The 23,541-nt window shown below is 65.9% G+C and carries 29 protein-coding genes, 1 tRNA gene and 1 pseudogene; 11 read left to right on the plus strand and 20 right to left on the minus strand.

The annotated features are described in order from the left end of the window. Position 1 precedes the first annotated feature (1 nt). The 3 genes from CGZ91_RS00390 to CGZ91_RS00400 form a co-directional block, all read right to left on the minus strand. Positions 2-1,387 (minus strand): PQQ-binding-like beta-propeller repeat protein, encoded by a 1,386-nt coding sequence (locus CGZ91_RS00390; protein ID WP_094452051.1) that lies wholly within the window; start codon positions 1,385-1,387, stop codon positions 2-4. A 72-nt stretch (positions 1,388-1,459) separates the two neighbouring features. Further along, a complete protein-coding gene (locus tag CGZ91_RS00395; RefSeq protein ID WP_094452052.1) occupies positions 1,460-2,137 on the minus strand; it encodes a DsbA family oxidoreductase in 678 nt (225 codons plus the stop codon). Then, positions 2,137-2,328, minus strand: coding sequence for a hypothetical protein (locus CGZ91_RS00400; protein WP_094452053.1), 192 nt, complete (start codon positions 2,326-2,328; stop codon positions 2,137-2,139). Before CGZ91_RS00400 ends, CGZ91_RS00395 begins: the two co-directional genes overlap by 1 nt. Positions 2,329-2,403: 75 nt before the next feature. Between CGZ91_RS00400 and CGZ91_RS00405 the strand changes: the two genes are divergently transcribed. The 4 genes from CGZ91_RS00405 (at position 2,404) to CGZ91_RS00420 (ending at position 6,181) form a co-directional block, all read left to right on the plus strand. Then, entirely contained in the window at positions 2,404-2,868 is a 465-nt protein-coding gene (locus CGZ91_RS00405) for an SRPBCC family protein (RefSeq protein WP_094452054.1), read from the plus strand. Between the two features lie 168 nt (positions 2,869-3,036). Then, positions 3,037-4,422, plus strand: coding sequence for a hemolysin family protein (locus CGZ91_RS00410; protein ID WP_229116325.1), 1,386 nt, complete (start codon positions 3,037-3,039; stop codon positions 4,420-4,422). Continuing rightward, complete coding sequence (locus CGZ91_RS00415) at positions 4,419-5,432, plus strand: CNNM domain-containing protein (protein ID WP_094451345.1); 1,014 nt, start codon at positions 4,419-4,421, stop codon at positions 5,430-5,432. Before CGZ91_RS00410 ends, CGZ91_RS00415 begins: the two co-directional genes overlap by 4 nt. Further along, positions 5,429-6,181, plus strand: coding sequence for a GTP pyrophosphokinase (locus tag CGZ91_RS00420; protein ID WP_229116326.1), 753 nt, complete (start codon positions 5,429-5,431; stop codon positions 6,179-6,181). Before CGZ91_RS00415 ends, CGZ91_RS00420 begins: the two co-directional genes overlap by 4 nt. On the opposite strand, the gene CGZ91_RS00425 is transcribed toward CGZ91_RS00420, so the two are convergent. After that, positions 6,182-7,444: an MFS transporter gene (locus CGZ91_RS00425; protein WP_229116328.1), complete on the minus strand. Its 1,263-nt coding sequence runs from the start codon at positions 7,442-7,444 to the stop codon at positions 6,182-6,184. Positions 7,445-7,493: 49 nt separating this feature from the next. Here CGZ91_RS00425 and CGZ91_RS00430 point away from each other — a divergent pair, with 49 nt between their 5' ends. From CGZ91_RS00430 to CGZ91_RS00445, 4 genes are all read left to right on the plus strand, one after another. Next, positions 7,494-8,108 (plus strand): hypothetical protein, encoded by a 615-nt coding sequence (locus CGZ91_RS00430; protein WP_094452056.1) that lies wholly within the window; start codon positions 7,494-7,496, stop codon positions 8,106-8,108. Between the two features lie 70 nt (positions 8,109-8,178). Continuing rightward, on the plus strand, positions 8,179-8,673 hold the full coding sequence (locus CGZ91_RS00435) for an RNA polymerase sigma factor (protein WP_094452895.1): 495 nt from the start codon (positions 8,179-8,181) through the stop codon (positions 8,671-8,673). After that, positions 8,670-9,260: a methylated-DNA--[protein]-cysteine S-methyltransferase gene (locus CGZ91_RS00440; protein WP_094452057.1), complete on the plus strand. Its 591-nt coding sequence runs from the start codon at positions 8,670-8,672 to the stop codon at positions 9,258-9,260. The genes CGZ91_RS00435 and CGZ91_RS00440 overlap by 4 nt, the downstream gene beginning before the upstream one ends. Beyond that, the gene (locus CGZ91_RS00445) at positions 9,257-9,856 is read left to right on the plus strand and encodes a DNA-3-methyladenine glycosylase I (RefSeq protein ID WP_094452058.1); all 600 of its coding nucleotides are present in this window, start codon (positions 9,257-9,259) and stop codon (positions 9,854-9,856) included. The genes CGZ91_RS00440 and CGZ91_RS00445 overlap by 4 nt, the downstream gene beginning before the upstream one ends. 25 nt (positions 9,857-9,881) lie before the next feature. Here CGZ91_RS00445 and CGZ91_RS00450 read toward each other — a convergent pair whose 3' ends face one another. From CGZ91_RS00450 to CGZ91_RS00490, 10 genes are all read right to left on the minus strand, one after another. Then, positions 9,882-10,535 (minus strand): aldehyde dehydrogenase family protein, encoded by a 654-nt coding sequence (locus tag CGZ91_RS00450; RefSeq protein ID WP_094452059.1) that lies wholly within the window; start codon positions 10,533-10,535, stop codon positions 9,882-9,884. Continuing rightward, positions 10,510-10,788, minus strand: a complete 279-nt coding sequence (locus tag CGZ91_RS00455; protein WP_094452060.1) for a hypothetical protein — start codon at positions 10,786-10,788, stop codon at positions 10,510-10,512. The genes CGZ91_RS00450 and CGZ91_RS00455 overlap by 26 nt, the downstream gene beginning before the upstream one ends. Positions 10,789-11,424: 636 nt before the next feature. Then, the gene (locus CGZ91_RS00460) at positions 11,425-12,195 is read right to left on the minus strand and encodes a hypothetical protein (RefSeq protein ID WP_094452061.1); all 771 of its coding nucleotides are present in this window, start codon (positions 12,193-12,195) and stop codon (positions 11,425-11,427) included. A gap of 1 nt (position 12,196) precedes the next feature. After that, on the minus strand, positions 12,197-12,724 hold the full coding sequence (locus CGZ91_RS00465) for a hypothetical protein (RefSeq protein WP_094452062.1): 528 nt from the start codon (positions 12,722-12,724) through the stop codon (positions 12,197-12,199). 533 nt (positions 12,725-13,257) lie between these two features. Then, positions 13,258-13,569, minus strand: coding sequence for a nuclear transport factor 2 family protein (locus tag CGZ91_RS00470; RefSeq protein ID WP_229116330.1), 312 nt, complete (start codon positions 13,567-13,569; stop codon positions 13,258-13,260). 3 nt (positions 13,570-13,572) lie between these two features. Then, complete coding sequence (locus tag CGZ91_RS14435; RefSeq protein ID WP_229116331.1) at positions 13,573-13,713, minus strand: hypothetical protein; 141 nt, start codon at positions 13,711-13,713, stop codon at positions 13,573-13,575. A 101-nt stretch (positions 13,714-13,814) separates the two neighbouring features. Further along, positions 13,815-14,243 carry a MarR family winged helix-turn-helix transcriptional regulator gene (locus tag CGZ91_RS00475; RefSeq protein WP_229116333.1) on the minus strand — a complete coding sequence of 143 codons (429 nt, stop codon included), beginning with the start codon at positions 14,241-14,243 and terminating at the stop codon, positions 13,815-13,817. After that, positions 14,240-14,893, minus strand: coding sequence for a hypothetical protein (locus CGZ91_RS00480; protein WP_144008439.1), 654 nt, complete (start codon positions 14,891-14,893; stop codon positions 14,240-14,242). Before CGZ91_RS00480 ends, CGZ91_RS00475 begins: the two co-directional genes overlap by 4 nt. A gap of 246 nt (positions 14,894-15,139) precedes the next feature. Beyond that, positions 15,140-15,367, minus strand: coding sequence for a hypothetical protein (locus CGZ91_RS14440; RefSeq protein WP_229116335.1), 228 nt, complete (start codon positions 15,365-15,367; stop codon positions 15,140-15,142). A 159-nt stretch (positions 15,368-15,526) separates the two neighbouring features. Then, positions 15,527-16,162 carry an NAD(P)-dependent oxidoreductase gene (locus CGZ91_RS00490; protein WP_094452064.1) on the minus strand — a complete coding sequence of 212 codons (636 nt, stop codon included), beginning with the start codon at positions 16,160-16,162 and terminating at the stop codon, positions 15,527-15,529. A gap of 82 nt (positions 16,163-16,244) precedes the next feature. On the opposite strand from CGZ91_RS00490, the gene CGZ91_RS00495 reads away from it, so the two are divergent. From CGZ91_RS00495 to CGZ91_RS14870, 3 genes and pseudogenes are all read left to right on the plus strand, one after another. Continuing rightward, positions 16,245-16,691 (plus strand): MarR family winged helix-turn-helix transcriptional regulator, encoded by a 447-nt coding sequence (locus CGZ91_RS00495; RefSeq protein WP_094452065.1) that lies wholly within the window; start codon positions 16,245-16,247, stop codon positions 16,689-16,691. Positions 16,692-16,827: 136 nt separating this feature from the next. Further along, positions 16,828-17,217 (plus strand): helix-turn-helix transcriptional regulator, encoded by a 390-nt coding sequence (locus CGZ91_RS14865; RefSeq protein WP_407670826.1) that lies wholly within the window; start codon positions 16,828-16,830, stop codon positions 17,215-17,217. A 489-nt stretch (positions 17,218-17,706) separates the two neighbouring features. Beyond that, positions 17,707-18,783 (plus strand): annotated as a pseudogene (locus CGZ91_RS14870) (recombinase family protein); the annotation flags it as partial. A 499-nt stretch (positions 18,784-19,282) separates the two neighbouring features. Here the strand turns inward: CGZ91_RS14870 and CGZ91_RS00510 are convergent. The 6 genes from CGZ91_RS00510 to nadD all read right to left on the minus strand — a co-directional run bounded on the left by CGZ91_RS00510 (position 19,283) and on the right by nadD (position 23,534). Further along, a tRNA-Ala gene (locus CGZ91_RS00510) sits at positions 19,283-19,355 on the minus strand. Positions 19,356-19,424: 69 nt separating this feature from the next. Next, complete coding sequence (locus CGZ91_RS00515) at positions 19,425-20,597, minus strand: PQQ-dependent sugar dehydrogenase (RefSeq protein WP_094452066.1); 1,173 nt, start codon at positions 20,595-20,597, stop codon at positions 19,425-19,427. A gap of 26 nt (positions 20,598-20,623) precedes the next feature. Beyond that, positions 20,624-21,763, minus strand: a complete 1,140-nt coding sequence (locus CGZ91_RS00520) for a MalY/PatB family protein (RefSeq protein ID WP_229116336.1) — start codon at positions 21,761-21,763, stop codon at positions 20,624-20,626. A 35-nt stretch (positions 21,764-21,798) separates the two neighbouring features. Next, positions 21,799-22,473 (minus strand): histidine phosphatase family protein, encoded by a 675-nt coding sequence (locus tag CGZ91_RS00525; RefSeq protein ID WP_094451337.1) that lies wholly within the window; start codon positions 22,471-22,473, stop codon positions 21,799-21,801. Further along, positions 22,470-22,901, minus strand: coding sequence for a ribosome silencing factor (gene rsfS / locus CGZ91_RS00530; protein WP_094451336.1), 432 nt, complete (start codon positions 22,899-22,901; stop codon positions 22,470-22,472). Before rsfS ends, CGZ91_RS00525 begins: the two co-directional genes overlap by 4 nt. Before the next feature lie 15 nt (positions 22,902-22,916). Next, positions 22,917-23,534, minus strand: coding sequence for a nicotinate-nucleotide adenylyltransferase (gene nadD, locus CGZ91_RS00535; protein ID WP_407670827.1), 618 nt, complete (start codon positions 23,532-23,534; stop codon positions 22,917-22,919). Between the last annotated feature and the right edge of the window lie 7 nt (positions 23,535-23,541).

Consider the following 23,541-nt stretch of genomic DNA (forward strand, 5'->3'; position numbering starts at 1 on the left):
GTCAGATCAAACCATGGATCAGGCCGCTGTCCTGATCGACCAGCAGCAGGTGCTCCCCGGCCGGTTGGATGGTCAGGTTGCCGATGAAGGTGGTCTCCCACCGCACTTGGGAGTTGTCCCACTCGACCGATGCCAGATGCACCCGGCCCGGTTCGATCGGAATGCCGCCGTTGTCGACCGAGGTGCCCTCGGGGAAGTAGGCGATGTAGTAGCCGCCATCGGTGATGAAGTAGCGCGGTCCGGCGCCGTCCCCGTCCTGCAGGGCGGCGGCCTCACCGGTCTCGGCGGACAAGGTGATGACCAGCGGGCTCTGGTAGGAGAACAGTTCGATCTGCTCCTCACGGGGCAGCACCAGAGCCACGCTCGGCAGCGGGCGGCTACGCCACATCGTGTCGCCGGTGATCGGATCGAGGCGTTCGATGATGTGGGTGCCGTCCTCCTCGACATTGTTGAGCAGCACCATTCCGTCGCGGATCTCCGGTGACCCTGACACCTCCCGGGCCCAGCTGACCTGACCGTTGGGGTGCAGGGATTCCAGCTTCAGCCCGTCGAAGCGATAGATCGAGTCATCGTCCAGCCAGTAGCTGGCGTACTCGCGCACCCACGGCGCCACGAAGCCAGTCTCGACATCGAGGGCGAGCAGGAAGGCGGCTGGGCGAGGAAATGCCCGGGAACCGTCGGGGCTGAGACTGATGGTGAGCCAACCCTCGCGCACGTCGGCCACCAGTACGCCTTCGGTCGCCATCACCGGCGGCACCTGGGACCGCCACTGGGGTTCGGCGAGGTTGACCGGGTCGTACTGGGCGACCTCGGTCTCGGCGATGGTGTAGAGCTTGTCGTCGGCGGCGACGACCGACCAGACATCAGTCAGCTCCGGTGACTCCGACACCACCTCGCCGCTACCGGCGTCGATGACGAACAGCCGTGCCCCGGCATCGACCGTAGTGGTCCACAGCCAAACCCGACTGCTGCCCTCAATCGGCCCGAACCGGGCGTACCCGCTGCCACCGGGTATGTCGAGGCGCCAGATCTCCTGACCACTGCGGGTGTCGAGCATGATGAGCGGGAGCGGACCCTCACCGCCCAGACCGCCGAGCAGGGCGCGATTGGCGTCGACCGTGACGACCTCAGGATGGACGCCCTCCCCCAGTCCTTCATGGGTCCAATAGGCCTCCGGCGGTTCGGCCTGGGCCTTGATCGGCAACACGCCATCGTGATTCTGGTTCAGCGCCAGATAGCCGCCGACGACCATCAGCGCGATCGCGGCCACAACTGCCACCGGCACCCACCACCAACGACGCCAACCGCGGGCGGGCGTCGGCTCATCCAGGGTCTCCACCTGGGAGCCGTCCTCCTCGACAGCAGCCTCGCGGTCGGGGTTGCTCATCGATTCCTCCTGCGCTGTGGACGTCGGCACGATGATCCCACATGTGCCGATCCCCTTCGCGCTGCCGCGGCCTCAGTCGGTGACAGTCTCCTGCCAAGCCGTCCGCAACGCCTGGGCGAACGCCTCCACCGGCTGCGCTCCGTTGAGGGCGTACTTGCCCCCGAAGACGAAGAACGGTACGCCGCTGACGCCGAGCTGGCGGGCATACAGCAGGTCGGCCTCCACTGCTGGCAGGAAGCGTTCCTGTGCCAGCGCCTCCCGGGTCTGGTCGGGGTCCATCCCGGACTTCTCGCCGATGCCGAGGAGCACCTCGGTGTCGGCGACATTCTTGCCTTCGGTGAAGTAGGCCCGGAAGAGTTCCTGCATCACCTCGTGTTGTTTGCCGGACTCGGCGGCGAGGTGGCTGAGCTGGTGGGCCGGCTTGGTGGTGGCCGTCTGGGCGAGGTCGAAGCGATAGTCCAGACCGAGCTCACGTCCCCGCGTAGCGACCTGCTCGTTCATGGCACGGGCCTGGGCGGGACTGATGCCTTTGGTCTTGCTGAGTACCTCGTCGATCGGCAGCGGGTCGGTGCTGACGAGCTCAGGCATCAGCTGGAAGCTGTGATAGGTGATGTCGACCTTGTCGGCGTGCTCGAAGTCGGCCAACGCCTGCTCCAGCAGCGTGTCGCCCATGTAACAGAACGGGCACACGACATCGCTCCACACGTCAACGCTGAGGCGGCCCGGGGTCGGGGTGAACAGTTCGGTCATCAGTGGCACACTCCGTCGGCATCGCAGAAACCGGCGCCTGCGCCGGTCGGGTCAAGGTTGGTCAGGTTCAGCCCAGTCAGCGGGGTGAGGTGCTGCAGCGGTGCCTGCTGCGGCTGATCCTGCTCGACATCCGGCGCGGTGTCCGGTTCGAGGTCGGTGACCGGTCCGCCTTCGGCGCGGGGATTACTCATGTCGGGGCAACGTCCGGGCGTACGCCCTTGTTCCCCGCCCCCGATTGGCCCCCGCCCTGCAGTACGCTGTCGCCCATGACAGGCCCAAACTCCGAGGCTCCTCGCGTGGTGTCCGCCAGCCGCGACATCGCCGCACCTGCCGCAGTCATCTTCGACCTCATCGCCGACCCGGCGCAGCAACCGCGCTGGGACGGCAACGACAATCTCGAGTCCGCCGATCCGGGCCAGCGGGTCCATGCGGTTGGTGACGTCTTCGTCATGCACAACACCGGCGGCAAGATCCGCCCCAACAATGTCATCGCCTTCGAGGAAGGCCGCCTGATTGCCTGGCAGCCGGCACCACCTGGTGAGCCGGTGCCGGGCCACATCTGGCGGTGGGAACTGGAGCCGGTGAGTGAGGACCGGACCCGGGTCCGTCACGTCTACGACTGGTCCAAGCTCACCGACGAACGGCGACTGCAACGCGCTGCTGACACCACCGAGGCCAACCTGCTGGCCTCCCTGGACCGGCTGGCTGACCTCGCCGAGACCACGGTCTGAGCAGGCTTCCTCGTCGGGATGACCGACGGTTGGACCATGCTCTATTCTTGCCTGCGTTCCCTATCTCGGAGGCGTTGAGCCACACGTGCATGCCGTGACCGGGTCGTCCCTTGACGACCCTTGCCACAGACCCTGTTTCGATCTGATCCAGATCCAGCCTGAGCGACGGTGCCAGTGCTGACAGCAGTCCTGTTACTCCTGCTGGGCCTCGTCCTGGTCTCGTTGATCATTGCCGCCAACGGCTACTTCGTCCTGCAGGAATTTGCCTACATGTCGGTCGACCGGGTCGCGTTGCGCTCCCAGGCCGACGCCGGTGACGACGCCGCAGCCCGGGCGCTGAAGGTGACCCAGCAGACCTCCTTCATGTTGTCCGGCGCCCAGCTCGGCATCACCGTCACCGGCCTGCTGGTCGGCTTCGTCGCCGAACCGCTGATCGGCTCCGCGATCAGCAGCCTGTTGGGGGGCGTCGGTGTCCCGGCTGCGGTCGGGGTCAGCATCGGCACCGTCGGCGCGCTGGTGTTGGCAACGGTGGTCCAGATGATCTTCGGTGAGCTCTATCCCAAGAATCTGGCCATCGCCAACCCGAATCCGTTGGCCCGCAGCCTGGCGCGCTCGACCCTGATCTATCTGACCGTCTTCGGTTGGCTCATCACCGTCTTCGACAAGGCCTCGACCGGCCTGCTGAAGCTGGTGGGCGTGGAGCCGGTGCACGACGTCGACAGCAGCGCCTCGGCCACCGACCTGGAACACATCATCGACGACTCCCGCGCCAGCGGTGACTTGCCCGAGGAATTGTCGCTGATGCTGGAGCGGATCATCGAGTTTCCCGACCAGCCGGTCGTGCACGCCATGATTCCCCGGGTCCAGGTGGACACCGTGCGCGAGCACCACACCATCGCCGAGACCCGCCGGATGATGGCCGCCGCCCACACCCGCTATCCGGTGATCGGCGACCACGACGAGCCGATCGGCGTGGTGCACCTGCTGGACGTGCTCGCCACCGAGATCGACGACCCGCGGCCGGTCACTGAGATCATGCGCGAACCGATCCTGGTGCCGACTCTGATGTCGTTGGGGGATGCGCTGAGGCAGCTGTCCGACACCCACAACGAATTGGCCTGTGTCATCGACGAGTACGGCGGTTTCGCCGGCATCATCACCATCGAGGATTTCGCCGAGGAACTCGTCGGCGAGATCAGCGATGAGCACGACGATTCCGGCCCGGAGGCCAACAGTGAGGCCGAAGGTGTCTGGGTGATGGACGGCGACCTTCACATCGACGAGGCCGAACGCAGCCTCGGTACGCCGCTGCCCGAGGGGGACTTCGAAACCATCGCCGGTCTGGTGATCAGCCACACCGGTCGCTTCCCCGAGGTCGGCGAGAAGCTCACCATCGAGCTGCCGAGCCGTGCCGATGACCACATCGCCGAGGTGCCGCAGCAGCGCCAGCTCGGGGTCGAGATCTTGGCGGTCGAGCGCCACATCCCGACCACGGTGCGGCTGTCGGTGTTGGTCGCACCGCTGGAGTCGGACTCTGAGGAGGTACGCCGATGAACGGCTGGGTCGTGACCTTGGTGACCATCGGGCTGATCATCCTCAGCGCCTTCTTCGTCATCATCGAGTTTGCCCTGCTGGGCGCGCGCCGACACCGTCTCGAGGAACGTGCGGCCGATGACGGTGCCTCCCGGGCCGCGTTGCGGAGCATGAACGAGCTGACCGTGATGTTGGCGGCTGCCCAGTTGGGGATCACGGTGTGCACGTTCGCGCTTGGTGCGGTCACCAAGCCGGCTCTGGACGGTTGGTTGGGGCCGGTCCTGACCTCGGTCGGACTGCCGGCATGGTTGGCCGGCGGCGCTGCGTTCGTGGTCTCGCTGCTGGTGGTCACCTTCCTCCACCTGGTGGTCGGTGAGATGGCTCCGAAGTCCTGGGCGATTGCCCATCCCGAGACCGCCGCGCGTGTCGTGTCGCCGATTGCGCGGGCGTACGTGTGGCCGCTGAGGCCCTTCCTGGAGTGGGTGAACCGGATCGCCAACCGGCTGGTACGCCGCAGTGGCGTGGAGCCGGTGGAGCGAGCGGCGGTCGGTGGCCGCGACGCCGACACGATTCGACACCTGGTGGAGTATTCCTCCCAGGTCGGTGTGTTGGAGCCCGAACTTCAGCACCACCTCACCGATGCCCTGGAGCTGAGCCGCCTCACCATCGCCGATGTCACCGATCCCGGGGAGCCGACCACGGTGGCTGCCGATGCCACGGTCGCCCAGGTGCACGAGGCTTCGCGAAACTCCGGACACCGACGCATCCTCCAGTTCGATGCCGACGGGACCCGCAGCTCGGTCATCCACGTCCGCGACACCTTGCTTGCTGATGCCGCGGAGCCGGCCTCGGACTACGCACGCTCGGCGTACCGCGTGAGCTGGGACACCCCCGCCCACGAGGTGCTCACCCAGATGCGCGAGCACAGCATCCAACTGGTGCTGGTCGACCACCCCGACGGCGTCGGCGTGGCGACGCTGACCGACATCGTGCAGCGGGTGCTGCCCGGTGGTGCGGCGGTCACCTCGTGACCGAGCCGCACGACGCTGAGCCCGAACCGTCCGTCCCGGCCACCATGGCCGACCTGAAGCGATTCCGCGACGCCATGGCGCGTTTCATGCTGAGCTACCGGTTCGGCATCGACGAGATCATGACCAAGATCGACATCCTCAAGACCGAGTTCGAACATCTTCACGAGTACAGCCCGATCGAGCACGTCAGTTCCCGGCTGAAGACGCCACAGAGCATCCTCACCAAGGCACGCCGGCGTGGTATCCCGGTCACGATGACCTCGATCCAGGAGAACATCCTCGACATCGCCGGGGTCCGCGTCGTGTGTAGCTTCATCAACGATGCGTACGCCCTCGCCGACCTGCTGACCGCCCAGCGGGACCTGACCGTGGTGCAGGTGAAGGACTACATCAAGCACCCGAAGTCGAACGGCTACAAGAGCCTGCACCTGATCGTCAAGGTGCCGGTCTTCCTGTCCTCGTCGGTGGAGGACGTGCACGTGGAACTGCAGATTCGCACCATCGCGATGGACTTCTGGGCCAGCTTGGAACACAAGATCTATTACAAGTTCGACCAGGACGTGCCCGCCGACATGTTGGATGAGTTGGCGGCTGCCGCGCACACCGCGAGCGAACTGGATGAGCGGATGCAGCGGATCCATCACGACGTGGCAGCTCTCAAGCCGGTGGCGCCGCCCGATGATCTGCGCAACGTACGCCTGCCTGCCGCATTGGACGAGTTCCTCGGCAACGGGCAGGACCAGCACTGATCAGCTGGGGCCACTTCGGGCGCCGGCGACGGTGAGCCAGGCAAGTGGCACCAGCACCACCATCGCCACCAACGACAAGGTGGCGAAATCGCTGGCGGCCAGCAAGGGTCCGGCAGCGAAGGCCGCCACGGCCGCACCGATGTTCGCCAGCGCGTCGACGCCGCCCTGGGCGGTAGCGCGGGTCTCCTCAGCCACCACGGCAGCGAACAGCGCCGAGGCGGCGACATTGCAGAAGGACCAGCCCAGCCCCAGCAACAGCAACGACACCACCACCCAGGTCAGGTTGTGGGGTCGGAGCGCGCCCACCAGCAAGGAGGCGACGAACAGCCCGATGCCGATGCCGATGGTGGCGCGATGCCCCACCCGGTCGGCCAGCTGCCCGACCACCGGCGACAGGGCGTACATGCCCACCACGTGCAGGCTGATGGTGATCCCCACGATCGTGATGTCACCGCCGGTGTGGGCGATGTGCACCGGGGTCATCGTCATCACCGCGACCATGACGATCTGGGCTGTGATGATGGCGATGACCGCATACCGTGCGCGCCGGTTGACGCGCAGTTCGTCGCGGATCAGGGCGAGACGTTGCCGCGCCGTCACCCGTGCCTCGGGGCGGGCCCGGCCTGCGGCCTGCCGGACCAGCAGCGGGTCGGGGCGCAACCAGATGAACACCACGACCCCAGCCAGTGCCAGACAGCAGGCAGCGATGAGGAAGGCCCCGGCGTACACGTTGATGCCGAGGTCCTTCATGGCTGCGGCGGGTACGCCGAGGTTGGGGCCCAGCACCGAGCCGAGCGTGCCGACCCATACCACCAGCGCCAACGAGCGGCCGCGACGTTGCGGGGTGGCCAGGTCGGTGGCAGCAAACCGGGACTGGAGCGCCACCGCCGACCCTGCACCGATCAGCAACAGGCCCGCGAACAGCGCGGGCACCAACCGGAACTGAGCCGCCGGCACCAGCACGGCTGCGCCGGTGGCCGCCACCCACCAGCCGGCCGCCAGGGCAACCCGACGACCGAACCGCGCCGCCAGCGCTCCCAGCGGAATGCCGAACAGTGCCGCCCCCAGAGTGCTGGCGGTGCGGGCCAGCCCGGCCCAGGCCTCGTTGGCGGTCACCTCACTGGCCGCCAGGATGCCGATCGAAGGAGCCACACCCACCCCGACGGTCCCGATCACCTGCCCTACGACCAGGGTTCGCAGGGTGCGCCGCTGCAGCGTCGCGTACCCACCAGTCGGCTGGTCTGTCGTCGGGGCATCGGGCACAGCAGGCACCCTACTCAGGTGGTGGCCGTCGGCACGACAGAATGCCCCCATGGCTGTCTATGCGCGCCCCTCGTGGCAACTGGTCCGGCAGGTCGTCGCCGACCTCTTCGTGGTCGGCTGGGGCGCGGCGTGGTGGTGGGTCTCGCGGCAGGTCCACGACGTCATCAACCTGTTGGCCGACCCCGCCCGCGAGATGCGCGACGTGGCCCAGGGGCTGCGCAGCAACACCGACGGTCTGGGCGAGGCGGCCGGTGACCTGCCGATCGGCGGCGACCTGTTGGAGCCGCCGTTCCGGGAGATGTCAGGGCAGTTGTTGACCTTGGAGGAGGCCGCCAACGCCCAGATCGCCGCGATCGAGACCACCGCCACCTGGGTGGGCTGGTGCCTCTTCCTGATCCCGCTGCTGACCCTGGTGGCGGTGTGGCTGCCGTGGCGGGTGTCCTTCATACGCCGGTCGGCCGCGGCGCAGGGACACATCGACTCCGGTGCCGATCTGGACCTCTATGCGCTGCGCGCCATGGCGAGCCAACCGATGCACAAGCTCGCGAAGATCCACGACGATCCGGTCGCGGCGTGGCGATCCGGCGACCGCGCCACCATCACCAAGCTCGCCGATCTGGAGTTTCGTCGAGCTGGGCTGCGTGCCCCGAAACAGCTGGACTGACGGCTGTCGGCGGGCCTGCGAATTGGCACCTCACGTTTGAGTCGGCTCGCCCGTCTACCTTGTGATGACGATGAACACGCCTTTCGAGCACGCCGTGGACCGGCATGGGGCAACCGTGCTGCGGGTCTGCCGCGCCGTGCTCGGCCCCGGGCCAGACGCCGACGACGCTTGGTCGGAAGCGTTCCTCGCGGCGCTGAAGTCGTGGCCGGAGCTACCCGAGGACACCAACGTGGAGGCATGGCTGGTCCGGGTCGCGCATCGTAAGTCCATCGACATCACCCGGGCTCGGGCCCGACAGATCCCGACCGACGCCTTGCCCGACCAGGTTGCCACCACAGGCATTCCGGACGCCGGCCAGACGTGGCTGTGGCAGGCACTGGCCGAGTTGCCGGAACGGCAGCGGCTGGCGCTCGCGTACCACTACTTCGGTGGCCTGAGCCATGTCGAGACCGCCGAGATCACTGGCAGCCGCCCCGACGCGGTCCGCCGCGCTGCTGCCGATGGCATCCGCAAGCTGCGGCAGGCCCACGGCGTACTCGAAACCCCACAAGGAGCATCCCGATGAGCACCGATGACATGTTTCCCGTGGCTGACAGTGAGGTGGAGGCACTGTTGACCCGATTGACCGGCCGGGCCGCCGATGAACATCTGCTGGATGTGGCCTACCGAACCATTGACAGCCCGATCGGGACCCTGCTGCTCGCAGCGACCGAAGCCGGTCTGGTGCGGGTCGCGTTCGAGTTGGAGGATTTCGACACAGTGCTGGCCAGCCTGGCGACCCGGATCAGTCCGCGGCTGCTGCAGGCGCCACGCCGACTGGACCAGACCGCGGCACAACTGGAGGAATACTTCGCCGGCACCCGACGGTCCTTCGACGTCCCGTTGGACTTCGGGATGTCCTCGGGCTTCCGCCAGCAGGTGCAGCAGTACCTGCCTCGGATCGGCTACGGCCAGACCCAGAGCTACAAGGAGGTCGCGACCGTGATCGGCAGCCCGACTGCCGTACGCGCAGTCGGCTCGGCCTGTGCCACCAATCCACTGCCGGTGGTGGTGCCATGCCACCGGGTGCTGCGCTCCGACGGCACCCTGGGCGGCTACTTGGGTGGCTTGGACGCGAAGACCACCCTGTTGACCTTGGAAGGGGCATCATGAGCGACACCGACCTCATCATCGGCGAGGACGGGCTGGCGCGGCCGGCGTGGGCCAGCACCGACCCCATGATGTGCGACTACTACGACACCGAATGGGGCATGCCGGTCCGCGACGAGCAGGGACTCTACGAGCGGATCAGCTTGGAGGCCTTCCAGGCGGGGCTGTCGTGGGCGACGATCCTGCGCAAGCGGCCGGCCTTCCGGGAGGCCTTCGACGGTTTCGACCCCGACCGCGTCGCCAGCTACGGGGATGCGGAGTTCGACCGGCTGATGTCCGACGAGGGGATCGTCCGCAACAGGGCCAAGATCACCGCCACCATCACCAATGCGAAGGCGACCATCGCCCTGCGCGACAAGGGCGGCCTGGTCGACTTCGTCTGGTCCTTCCAGCCGAACCAGACCCCCACCCCGCGTACGGCGGCGGAGGTCCCGAGCAGCTCCCCGGAGTCGGTTGCCCTGTCGAAGGCGCTGCGCAAGGAGGGGTTCGCCTTCGTCGGCCCCACCACGATGTACGCCCTGATGGAGGCTGTCGGCATCATCGACACACATCTGGTCGGTTCCCACCGGCGAGGCAGTTCGGGGATCTGGCCGGACTGAGCTGGCCGACCCGACCGGATCTCGCTCAGCGCAGCATGCGCTCCTTGGTCTGATCGATCAGCCCCACCAGCCTGCTGGCGTGGTGCTCGTTGACGATCCGTGCGAAGTCATTCGAGGCGCGCGGATCGTCGCCGTAGACCTCCCGGATCCGCTGGCCCATCGCCTGCGCCAGCCGCCGTGCGACAGCCGGGGTGGTGAGCACGTAATTGGGCGCGACGCAGGTCTGCCCGGCGTTGAGGAACTTTCCCCATGCCAGCCAACCGGCGACCTCGTCGAGGTCAGCGCTCGGCTCCACCCACACCGGGGACTTCCCACCGAGTTCGAGGGTGACCGGGGTGAGATGCTTCGCGGCGGCCTCCATCACGACACAGGCCACCCGGCCGTTGCCGGTGTAGAAAATGTGGTCGAAGCACTGCTCGAGCAGTGCCGTGGTCTCCGGGACCTCGCCCTCCACGACCCTGATCACCCGGTTCTCGGTGTAGCGGGGAAGGTACTTCGCCAGCGCGGCGGAGGTCGCTGGCGCCAACTCGCTCGGCTTGACCACAACGGCATTGCCCGCCGCGATCGCCCCGATCATCGGGCAGAGCGTCAGCTGGACCGGATAGTTCCACGGCGCGATCACCAGGACCACGCCGAGCGGCTGCCGCACGACGCTACCCAGGGCAGGTTGCAGTTGCATCGAGATCCGCACCCGCCGGGGTTTGCTGGATGAGTTCGACTCCGTCCGGCCCCCACATCAGCCGCATCACCCGCTTTTCGATGAGCGGCTGCTGGACGAGCCAAGCCACCGGCAGCGCCAGCTTCTTGGCAGCCACAGCGAGGGCGGATTTCGCCGGGCCGTAGCCCGCCCACCGGCGGGCGCCGCGGCCGAAGGCGCCCATGATGGGCAGTTCCCACAGCACGACCCGGATCTCCCGGACCGGGACCGACACCTACGGGACAGAACAGCTGGACTTCACGATCGAGGTGTTCTTGGCTGGCGTAGGAGCTCAGCTCCGGTGAGCCGAAGGGTGACCAGGAGTTGAACAGAAGAAAAGCCCGGCGGTGTGGCCGGGCTTGTCGCAGAATTCGCGAGTTCTGTGGACGCCGGTGGACTAAACCCCAACACGTGGGAGCGATTGGAGCGGCTGGGCGCCGCGTGGAAGCAGGCGAAACAAGGCGTCGGAAGTGAGAAACCACGAGCGGGAGAACCTGATTTTGGGGTGGTGGTCAACCCAACGAGACGGTCTCGAACACCACTCACCGAGAACGAGGTGGACGCGATCCGAACGGCGCGGGAGGCTGGCGAGACCGTGACGTCAATCGCGAGGCGTTTCGAGGTGCACCGGTTGACGGTCTGGGAACGCACAAGAGACTTGCCCGTTTCGAAGTAGTCCTTTCAGCCGAAACACCTGCGCTCTTCGTTGGCGGCGTTCCAACACCGCATACGAAAGGCCGGCGCTCTAGAGGTTGCCCTCGCACAGAGATAGGAACATATTCCCTCAATAGCGCGAAGTAGCGGGAGGCGGCGCCACCTGGCGCGTCGATCACGAGAGAGAGAACCCAAGCCGAAGACTAGGGTTGCCGGGTTAAGCTGCGGGAAGTAGCGCCTCCGCGGCGGAGACACCGGGGGGCAGAAGTCGTACTGTCCGCGCCACCGTGTCATATTCGATGAGACGGCTCTGGTGTAGTTGTTTCAGGACATCTTTGCGGAAAGACGGAAGCCCGGGATGCTCAAGCCAGCGGAATAGTTCGCTTTCTCCGACGTCACCCATTTCAGTCAACAGCAACAAAAGGGTTTGCTGCTTCCAAGTGAGGCCCGTCCGCAGAACCCGCCTTATATTGTCGTGCGTCCACACCCACGCCACCTCACGCTGGATCAGGCCCTCCACGACGGCGGTGGCTTCATCCGTCGTCAGAGCGTGAAGCAGCCGCACCAACTCAGCAACGAGCCACTTGGCCGTGTAGAGCACTACGGTTGCGCCCATTTGGTTCGGGTCAACCTCGGCACCGGCGTGCCCCACGCCTCGGTTGTTTCGAACGTCGTAGAGCCCGATCATCATCCGCGGGATAAGAATGCGTGCAGAGCGGCTATTGGGAACTTGCTGATAGCTGCTCTCCAACTCCCAACACTTTTGTGCAAAACGACTCGGTTTCTCTGCGCGCGCGGGATAAACTCCGCCCTCCAGCCAACCCTTGCAAATGGTGTATACGACTTCGCAGAGCTTGCCACCGTTGAGCTCTGACGGCTCCCACCGATGCTCTCGATAGTTCTTGATGATCTCATTGAAGGCGGTGAGCAAGTCGTCGCGTAGAGTGTCAGGCAAGACGGTCAGCGCATCCCGTGGGGCGAGCCCCATTTCACACGTCACTCTCGCTGTGCAACATGCCCTGAACATACGCAAGACCTTCGTGAGTCACTTTGTAGGTCTTGTTTGCCTGTCGACTATTGCCAGACTTCTTCAACTGAATCACGCGCTGCGGTTTCTTTCTCATGTTGCTGCTCAGCGCATCAGTAATATTGGGAATGGAGTGGCCTAGATTCTTGAGCTCAGCGTTGAGCAGGCGCGAGGCCCACGATTCATGAGCCTCATGGACCTGAATCCAGTAGGCGGCGACGAGAGCCTTGTCCTCATTAGATTTGGGCGACGCCGCAGCAAACAACTCCGCGAAGTGCTGGTAGTCGGGCACCTCTTCCGCGATCTCTTCTACCCCCGCGCGCGGGGATTCTCCGTTGACGCCACCCCCGACCGCTTGACGGCCGCCAGTAGAGATGGTCACTCCGTAGCGGTCGGCAGCCCACCGCAGAACACGGTCGCGCGACTCCTCCTCCAGATCTGCGAGCGCGTTGGCAACTGCCGACATCGCGTCGATCTCAGGGTCCCCCATTGACTCTCCTATTGCTCAATGCACATCAAGAACCATGCCAATAGTACCATCAGTGTTCTTCTTCAAGTCGACACAAGGACTCCCGCACTGCCGGGCCTGTCCTGTGTTCAACGCTAGGTCGGTCACTGGGGTCGGCCTCACGCGGCCGGACCTCAACCTGGTCGGCGCTCAACGATTCAGCCGGTCCGCCAAGTCCACGAAGGCTGAATCGCGCATCCACTTAGCAGATACCCCATCCTGACAAGCACGCCAGCGTCCGCTCACCCTCGATCTGCAAGACGCGTGGTAGCTCGGAGTGACGGTGTCCGAGCTACCGGTGGGGCGTTGGCTACGTCGATGCTGGGTCGCCGCTTCGCGGTGTGGAGCGCAAGCTCGAAACGAGGTCGTGGCGGTCTGGCGACCTCGGCGAACGCCGTTGAGCGCCTTCCGCTTCAGCATCTCCAGGTACGAACCGAACTGTCCGTCGATTTCCAACGGCGCAACGCAGCGGCATCCGAATCGCCCGCCGGCTCAATGTAGAGTTTCAGAAGTTGTCAACCATTGATCGGCGACGCGAGCGCTTCTTCGTTTCCGGAGTCGGCTACCACGCGAAGTGCACGCTCAAGCACCTGAAGATTCTCCACAGTCTCGACCGAGGTCACCTTGCCCCATTTGAGCGTCATGAACTGATAGACGGTGTTCTCGTAGCGGTTCCCGTCTGGCAAGGGCCCACTGACCTGTGAGCGCACAGCGATGCGGGTATTCCAGGGACCGCCGTTGACTAGCACCTCGCGGACGTCGAACGTCGCACCGGGAAGGAGGCGGAACGTGCGCTCCCACCAACGGATCATGGCTTCCTTGGACATTCGTCACCCGCCGAGGGCATGTTCGCCGTGGAACACGTACTCGAACGGTGTTCCAAGTCCATCAACCATAGCTTGGTAGTTGCCGGAGTTGATCATGGCAAACGTGTCACGCACTTTGCGGCGCACGATCTTCGCGTAGCTCATCTTCGTTGCCGTTCCTTCAAGCAGCCTTCCATGGTTTTGCCCGGCGGCTCCGTCGCAAGGCAATGATCTACTACGCCGAGCCGAAGGTCCAGCAGTCCCGCTCAAGCTTCGAGGGCTTGGGCGACATCGGTGACCGAGTCGAGGAAGGCTTGCGCCTGCTCCGGTGACCAGCGCTCGAACACTGCGCGTAGTTGGGCGATGCTGTCGGCGTAAAGCGTGTCGAAGCGTTCGACGCTGGTGGGGTGAATACGGATCGACCGGCGGTCGTTGGCGTCGGGTCGGCGCTCGATCCACCCTTGTTTCTCCAGCCGGGTGAGTATGCCGGTCATGGTGGCGACGTGGGTGCTGGTGCGTCGGGCGAGGGCGGTTGGGGTCTGTGGCCCTTCGCGGTGGAGCACTTCAAGCACCGTCAGGTCACCTTCTTTGAGATGCACCGACTCGGCGACCATGCGATCGCGAGTGGCGAGGTTGGTGCGGAGTCGCCGAAGCGCGAGCAGTAGGGGTTCGTTTGGGTGTGCGGGGTCGGTCACGATGACAGCCTCCGGGCGATGAGCGGGAACGGTGTGATTCCGACGTCGTGTAGCTGCTTGCGAACCACGCTGTAGAAGCTGGGCCGCATGAGCTGTCCGGCGAGGAAGGGCACCGTTTTCCCGGGGAGCACGGCGTAGTTCATGATGAGGAATGGGGCGTCCGGAGTGAACTCAAGTAGCGTCGAGTTGTCGACCTTTAGTGCACGGGCGTACCACTCGGAGAGCGACTTCCATGCCGCCACCGCTGTGCGGGAGGACGTGTCGCCGGTGAAGTGGTTCAGCAGGATCTCCCCGTCTTGCCCTTCGGTGTCGCCGAATCGGCCGCCGTTGCGGGCCGTCATCGCCAGCTCCGGCTTCGGGAAGCCCAGGGTTGTTGTGCGCTCGATGAGGGCGTCGCGCATCTGCTCGTTGGCGTGCACGAGCAGGGCGAGGTCGTACTGCGGTCCGCCCTTGATCGGTACGACAACCGTGACGGCCAGGGCATGCGCGGTGATTGCCCCTTCGGTGCGGAGTTCGTTGGCCAGGCTGACGAGCCGGTGCTGATATTCGTGGCGCTTCTTGCTCGCCTTCACGAACGGGCCTCGAAGACTCAGGTCGATGTTCCAGGCGAGGTGGGTGAACCAGCCGTCAAGTGGGGTGTCAAAGTTCATCACTGCACTCCTCCTTCTATGGGAATCATATTATATGCGATCCATAGTACTTGGTCAGTGGCGCCGGCCCGCAGCCAGCGCGCAGGAAACCCGGGCGATGCCTGCCCGCTGGGGCTAGGAGGTCGGGGATCGCAGCCTTGACTGAGCGTGATGGCGGCGGTCAGGCGCCGCGTCAGGTCGTCACTCACGGCACGCTCACGTCAGGGAGGCCGTAGGGCAAGGGGGCCTTCGTTGTGCGGGGCATCGCTAGATCAGTACTGCGATCGTCGCGTTCAGGAATGTCAAGACGCCGATCGCCCAGAACAGGACGCTGGGGACCGGCCGGTCGCAACGTTGCCGGGCCCCGCCGATCCCGAGGAGGGCGGCGATGGCGAGCAGCACAACAAGCTTGATGCCGAGCTTCGGGTAGTTGAGCTCATGATCGAGACCCCACGGTGCGGCAAGCGCGAGCCCGGTGATCAGGGCCAGGGACATGCCTCACTGCAGCATGGAGGTGATCCGGGGGCGCCGATGGCTGGCTTCAACGGCCCACGCGCCGAGCAGGAGCGCGAATCCCACCAGGTGCAGCAGGAGGACGATGTCACGAACGGCGTCCATCAGTAGGAACTCCTTCCTTCGCCGGCTAAGGGCTGGTCAGTTGGCGACGTAGATGTGCATGCGGCCAAGGTCGTCGCGCTCTGCAATGTCGAGCAGTGCGGTCGCCATGTCTGGGGCGGTGATCGTCCAGCCGCAAGGGAGGGGCTTGTCGGCGTCGAGACGGTAGCGGCCTTTCGCGGATGCTGATCGGATGCGGGGCGCTCGGATCGCGGTCCATTGCGCGTCGGATTCCCACAGGGTTATGTCCATGCGGCGCATGTCGTCATAGGTGGCGCCGAGGGCCTTCTGCAGCAGTGGTAGGACCACCCAGAGCTTGAACAAGCCCTGGTGGGCCCAGTGTGCGGCAACCTCGGAAGTGATCACGACGATGCGATCGACTCCGTGCTGTTTCATGCCCGCAAGCAGGTTCCGCGTGCCAGCCGAGTACAGGGTTGTGGGCTTCCTGGATGTGCCGATACCGACCGTACTGACGACCGCGTCGACTCCCGCCAGCAGCGGCTCGACCGCGTCAGCGTCGAGGAGATCGGCACGGACTTTCGTGAGGCGCGGATGGTCGATGGTGAGCCTGTTCGGGTGGCGGGCGAGCGCGGTGACCTCATGCCCGCGCCCCAGCGCCTGCTCGACGACGCAACTGCCGACCATGCCGGTGGCGCCTGGCACCAGGATCCTCATGACACTTCCCCTACACTCGCGATATAGTCCCTGTTCGGGATCATTTCATTTCGGGACCATCGAGGCAAGAGGACGGCGGTTCATGAGTGAGGAACTGGTAGCGCAGGTACGCTCCGCATTGCAGCACCAGGTGGTGCAGACGATCTTGGGCAACGACCAGGTAGCCCGTCAGCACGGGCTACGGGTAACCGACCTTCAGACCCTTCACCTGATGGTCCTACAACCCGAAGTGCGCACACCCCGGCAGATCAGCGACGCCACCGGCATCCCTACCAGCACGGTCACCAAGCTGGTCGACCGGCTCGAAGCTGCCGGCTACCTCCGCCGGGTGCCCGATGCCAAGGACCGTCGCAAGACACTGCTCCAGCTCATCCCCGAAGCCATCGAACCCCTCGCGGCACGGTACGGGACCAGCGATGACCAGGTCGACCGAGTCAGCAGGCAATTCACCGACGACGAACTGCGCACGGTCCTGCGCTATCTGCAGGCAGTCAGCGACCTGCTTGCACCACCGCCCACGCGTCCCTGACCTTCGACCGCGAATGCCAGCACGTCGTGCACCCACAGCACCCGCAGGCGGTTCTGGCGGGACCGGTCGCGTGGTACAGCAGACAGCTGTACCGCCCGATCACGTCCGGCCCGAGATCGCTACCGCCATACATGCAATGCACGACGAGCTAGCCCGTCCGTGGACCCTCACCGACCTTGCCGACATCACCCATCTCTCCCCTTCACGGCTGCGTCAACTATTCCTCACCTCCTACGGGTTAACCCCCATCGGGTGGCTAACCCACCAGAGAGTTCGCAAAATGGCGCAACTGCTCCGCGAGACTCATCAAGCAGTACGCGACATCGCTAAGACCGTCGGATGGAGGAATCAGGCTCGTGCTGCCCAGCAGTTCCGCAAACTCACCGGGCTGAGCCCGACCGAGTACCGAGCCAAGGTCCGTGAGGCGGCTGTAGTGGAGTGCTTCTGGTGCGGACAGCCCCTCCCCATCCCAGCTAGTGACGGTGATCCGCGCGTGCTTGACGGGGATCAGAGCGTCCATGGCTGAACTGCTGGACTCCCACTCTCGCCATGAGGTAGGCGTGAAGGCCACCGACAGAGTGCTCCATCCGGGGCGCGGTGCGCACCTGGCTGGTAAGCCTCCATTGGGCTCGCCGTGTCGCGAGGCACCGTGGCGCAACCCGGATCGTGCGTCATTCGGTGCGGATGGACGGCTTGGGAAATTTTCTCCCGCCGTGAACCACCCCACCCGGCACCCTCGTGCCCGATTCCGGAGGAAGGGACGGTCCCGGACATTTTCCGGAACCGTCACCACCCCGACCGTCCCCGCGGGTTCTGGGGTGGGGTGTCCACCTGTGGGGCATGAGGTATGCACGCACCACATCAAACGGGCGGCGCCTAATCGCAGAGCCCGTGCCCCGGGGCGAGCCGGACATGGACCGGCTGGTGGCGCTGGTGCTGCACCTGGCCGATTGTCTCCACGCCCACACCCCGCAGCCCGAACCCGATACAAGCTCGACGATGAGGACCACCGACCATGACCACCGCCGACACGAAGCCCCTGACCGTCCCGGGTGAGGGGCGGGTGACGGCGGTGACCTATCAGCGGGTCTCCACCAAGGAACAAGCCACCACCGGCGGCCGCGACGAAGGATTCTCCATCCCGGCACAACGGGAGGCGAACCGCCGCAAAGCCGACACCCTCAACGCCCACGTCGTCGCCGAGTTCGTCGACGCCGGGGAATCGGCCCGGTCGGCAAAGCGACCCGAGCTGCAACGGATGCTGGACTACATCGCAACCCATCAGGTCACGTATTGCATCGTGCACAAGGTCGACCGGCTGGCCCGGAACCGGCTCGATGACGTCGACATCCACCGCCACCTCATCGACGCCGGCGTCCAGTTGGTCTCCGCCACCGAGAACATCGACGAGACCCCGTCTGGGATGCTGCTGCACGGGATCATGTCCTCGATTGCGGAGTTCTACTCCCGCAACCTCGCCGCCGAAGTCACCAAAGGCATGACCCAGAAAGTCGCCAACGGCGGCACCCCATCCCGCGCACCCATCGGCTACCGCAACATCCGGCGCAAGGATGAGCAGGGCCGGGAGTACCGCACCGTCGAAGTCGACCCCGACCGAGCACCCCTCATCCGCTGGGTCTTCGACACCTACGCCGAAGGCGAGCACACCGTCCCCAACCTGCTGGCCGAAGCCACCGCCCGCGGATTGACCACCGTCCCGACCCCGAAGCGTCCGTCGGGGCCAGTGGGGCGCTCGACGTTCTTCAAACTCTTGCGCAACCCGTACTACATCGGGCAGGTCCGCTACCAAGGAGCCCTCCATCCCGGGGCCCATGAACCCATCGTCAATGTAGAGACGTGGCAGCAGGTCCAGACCCTCCTGGACACCCGCGCCACCGCTGGGGAACGCCGCCGCAAACACGACCACTACCTCAAAGGCACCCTGTACTGCGGCACCTGCAACGCCCGGTTGCAACTCGACTACGCCCGCAACAAACAAGGCATCCGCTACGCCTACTACATCTGCACCGGCCGAGCCACCCGCAAGACCGCCTGCACCCGGAAGGCCGTACCCGTCGGCATCGCCGAACAACTCGTCACCGACTGCTACCAACACATCGCCATCACCGAGCAGACCTACCGGCTGCTCGCGCAGCGGGTCGAAGCGGCCTTCGATGAGCGGCTCGCGGAGCGGTCCCAAGCCCTCGACGACCTCACCACCACCAAGCACCGTCTCGAAGCCGAAGCAGACAAGCTCCTCGAAGCCCACTTCGCCGACGCCATCGACCTCGACACCCTGAAACGGCATCAAGACCGGATCCAGATCGCCCTGGCCGACGTCACCCGCCGTCTGGAAGCCGAACGGCACGACCACGAAGGCCCCCGCCAGCACCTCGCCACCGCCCTACGACTGCTCGCCGACTGCGCCCAGATGTATGAGCGCACCGACGACCACGGCAAACGGCTCGCCAACCAAGCCTTCTACCAACGCATCCTCATCACCGAAGACGAAAAAGCGGCGATCCAGCTCAACGAGCCGTTCGCCGCCCTCGCACCCAACGATGTCAGGTGTTCTACTACGTCCGATCTAGTGGAGCTAAGGGGATTCGAACCCCTGACCTCTTCCATGCCATGGAAGCGCGCTACCAACTGCGCCATAGCCCCGCACTGCCAACCTGCGTCGGCAACCCCGACAGACTAGCGCAGGTTGGCGGCGTACAACAACTCGAGGACTCAGCCCAGCGTGAGGCGCAGCAGCCGGTCGTCACCGTCGCGAACGTCGCCGCGCCCGTCAGTGTTGGAGGTGCCCACCAACAGGGTGGTCTCGTCGATGGCGACGACCGCGCGGAGCCGGCCGTACTCCCCTTCGAACCAGGCTTTCGGCTCTCCCAGTCCGCCGTCTGGAGTCATGGGAATCTGCCACAGCCGCTCGCCCCGCAGACCCGACATCCACAGAGAGCCTGCGGCGTACGCCAGCCCCGACGGCGACGCCTGCGACGTGGGCCAAGACACCTGCGGGGCGGTGAATCCGTCGTTGCCCTCATCACCTTCGGCGTCGGGCCAGCCGTAGTTGTTGCCGGCCTCGATCAGGTTGAGTTCGTCTTGGTACTTGTCGCCGAATTCGCTGGCCCACAGGCGGCCTTCGTGGTCCAGGGCCAAGCCCTGAACGTTGCGATGTCCCATCGAGAAGACCTCGTTGCCGAAGGGATTGCCCTCGACCGGCTGTCCGTCGGGGGTGATCCGCAGGATCTTGCCGCCGAGCGAGTCCTCCTGCTGCGCGGTGGGGCGTTCGTTGCCGTCGCCGGCCGACACGTAGAGTTCATCGGCCGATCCGAACAGCAACTGGCCGCCGTTGTGGATGGTGGCCCGCGGCATTCCAGTCAGGACGTCCCGGAACTCCCCCAGCGTCTGTCCGTCCCAGCTGGCCGCGACCACCCGGTTGTCGCTCGAGGCGGTGTGATGCACGAACAGTTCCTGACCGCCGGGCCGCAGCGCCAGACCGAGCAGTCCACCCTCTCCCCCATGGCGTACGCCGGGCACTTCGGCGAGCTCGCTGACCTGGTCGCCGTCGACCACCTTGATCAGGGCGGTGTCGCGTTCGCTGACCAACAACCGACCGTCGGCCAACAGGGCCACACCCCACGGACTGGTCAGCCCGGTGACCTGCTCGACCACCTCGCCGATCTCAACCGGCTGGGCCGGAATCGCTGACGTGGGAGTCGGCGTGGGGCTGGGGCTCGAGGGAGGCGGGGTCGTGGGGCCGGCGCCGCTGGAGGCCGGCGCAGAGCCACTGGGCGCCAGTGTCGATTCCTGCTGCGGCTCGCTCGAGCAGGCTGCCAGCGCGAGTGCACCACCTCCAGCCAGGCCGAGGAGGAGGGATCGACGGGCAACGCGATGTCCATTCATGCCGCCAGCCTAGGCGCCTCGATTTCTCACGACCCCAGCGTGCTCGCCATTCGCCGGACCGCCTCGGTGATGATCTCCGGGCTGGTCGCCAGGTTGATGCGGACGAACTGTTCCCCGCCCGGCCCGAAGGGACCGCCGTTGTTGAAAGCGACCTTGCCGTGAGTGAGGAAGTGCGCACCCGGATCAGGCAGTCCCAGCGCCGAGCAGTCCACCCACGCCAGGTAGGTGGAGGGCCCCGGGGCGTACGCCACGGCAGGCACCTGCTCAGCCAGCAACGAAACGAGCAGCTTCTGGTTCGCCACCACCTCAGCCAGCATCTCGTCAAGCCACTCGCGGCCGTGATCGAGCGCGGCCTCGTGTGCGATGACGCCGATGTGGCTGATCGAATGGGTGACCTCGTCCGGCAGCGTGAACAGCCGTTCGGCGACGTCGGGGCTGCCGATCGCCAGCGCACCCTTGAGACCGGCCAGGTTCCACGACTTTGACGCCGAGGTCACCGTGACGGCATTGGTGATGCCCTCGATCGACAGCAGCGGGATCAGCTGGTGTCCGGGCAGGACCAACGGACCGTGGATCTCGTCGGACACGAGGCGTACGCCGTGCTGCTGCGCCAGCGCCACCAACGCGGTGAGCTCCTCGCGGGTCGCCAGGGTGCCATGCGGGTTGTGCGGGTTGCACAGCAGGAACGCATCCGGCTTGGCCCCGCCCTCGCCGGAGAACGCCCGGCCCAGTCCATCGAAATCGAGCCGCCCCTCGGCCGTCAGGGGCACCTCGATGATCGGTCGGCCGGCCCACTCGAGGTACTTGTAGAACTGGGGGTAGACCGGCGGGTTGATGACCACCGGAGCGCCGGGCTGACCCAAGTGGTCGAGCACCGCGACGATGCCCTGCATCACGTCGGGCACCGGCACCGCCTGGGTGGCCGGATCGAAGTCCCAGCCCCAGCGGTCGTGCGCGAAGGAGGCCATCGCGGCCTCGTAGCGCTGCCCGATCGGATAACCGGTGTCCCCCAAGGCCATGGCGCGATTGACCGCTTCGACCACGGCGGGCGCCGGCCGGGCATCGGACTCCGCCACGAACAACGGCAACACATCGGGCGGGTAGGCCCGCCACTTCATGCTGGTCCGGTCGCGCAATTCCTCCAGGGTCACATCAAAAACAGTCACGGGTGGACTGTAGCGAGCCCAGCGCGGGGGCTGCCTCAGGGAGCGCCGACGCTGCCCGCGCTGCCGGCCAGGCCGGAGGCAGCGCCGAGGATGCCCGGCGCGGTGAGGTTGTAGGCGAGCACTCGGAAGCCGTCGCGGCGCTGGTGCCGTTGCAGCACCGAGAAGCTGGCATTGGCCAGGCTGCCCAGCCGCAGCGATTCGTGGAAGTCCCAACCGAACAGGTGGCCAATCCCCATCCGGATCGCCAAGCCGTGGGAGGCGATCACGACGGTGTCGTCGGGCCCGGCCGCGGCTTCGATCTCACGAATCGCCTCGCCGACCCGAGCACCGCACTCGGCCGAGGTCTCCCCCTCCGGCGAACGGCGATAGTCGGTCTCATCGGCCCATGCCTGCTTGAAGGGCGGCTCGGCGGCAAAGATCTCGTCCAGCGTGAGTCCCTCCCAGGAGCCCACGTTGATCTCCATCAGCCGCGGATCGGTCGCCACCGCCAGCCCGGTCAGTTCGGCCAACGCTCCGGCAGTGGCGTACGCCCGCTGCAGCGGCGAGGAGATGATCGCGGTCGGCTGCCACTCATCTGCCAACACTCGCGCCGCCAGCCGGACCTGATGTTCGCCAGCCTCGTCCAGCGGAATGTCCGCCTGCCCCTGATGGCGGCCCTGCGCATTCCACGCGGTCTGACCGTGGCGCCACAGAATGATGCGCGGTGTCACTCCTGCTCCTCCTCGACCGGGGTCTCCTCGGTCGAGGAGGGCTGGGACGGTGACTGCGACGACTCGTCCAGGACGTCGCTGAGGTCGATCTCGGGGCAGTCGCGCCACAGCCGCTCCAGGGAGTACAGCTCGCGCTCCTCGCTGTGCTGGACGTGGATGACGACCTCCAGATAGTCGAGCAACACCCAGCGCTTCTCCCGGTCACCTTCGCGGCGGACCGGCTTCAGGTCGAGCTCGCGCAACTTCTCCTCGATCTCGTCCACGATCGCCCCGACCTGGGGTTCGTTGGAGGCCGTGATGACCAAGAAGATGTCGGTGATCGCCAACTGCTCGGAGACGTCGAAGGCGACGATCTGGCGCCCCTTCTTGTCCTCGGCCGCCACCGCGGCCGTCTTGGTGAGCGCAATCGCAGTGTCCGTCGCTGCCATGTCCTGCCTTCGGTGTCAGTTGTCCGAGCCGGCCAGCATCGAGACGGCCGGCCCACCTTCGCCACGGTACAGCCCGCGCTTGGCGATGTACTGCACGATCCCATCGGGCACCAAGTACCAGATCGGCATGCCTTCGTGGACCCGCTCGCGGCACGCCGTCGACGAGATCGCCATCGCTGGGATCTCCAGCAACGTCACCTTGTCCTCGGGCAGGTGCGCCAAGGTGTCCTCCGACAGGTCCACACCGGGCCGGGACACCCCGACGAAATGGGCCAAGTCGAACAGTTCGTCGGCGCCCCGCCACGTCAGGATCTGACTGAGCGCATCAGCGCCGGTGATGAAGAACAGGTCGACGTCACTGCCCCGCTCGGCACGCAGGTCCTTGAGGGTGTCGACGGTGTAGGTGTCACCCGGGCGCTCCACGTCGACGCGGCTGGTCGAGAATCGGGGGTTCGAGGCAGTCGCGATGACCGTCATCAAATAGCGATCCTCGGCCAGACTGACGTCACGATCCTTCTTCTGCCACGGCACACCGGTGGGCACGAAGACGACCTCGTCCAGCCCGAACCGGGCAGCGACCTCGGAACCCGCGACCAAGTGGCCATGGTGGATCGGGTCGAAGGTGCCGCCCATCACTCCC

The sequence above is a fragment of the Parenemella sanctibonifatiensis genome (assembly GCF_002250565.1).
In the GTDB taxonomy this organism is placed as follows: Bacteria; Actinomycetota; Actinomycetes; order Propionibacteriales; family Propionibacteriaceae; genus Parenemella; species Parenemella sanctibonifatiensis.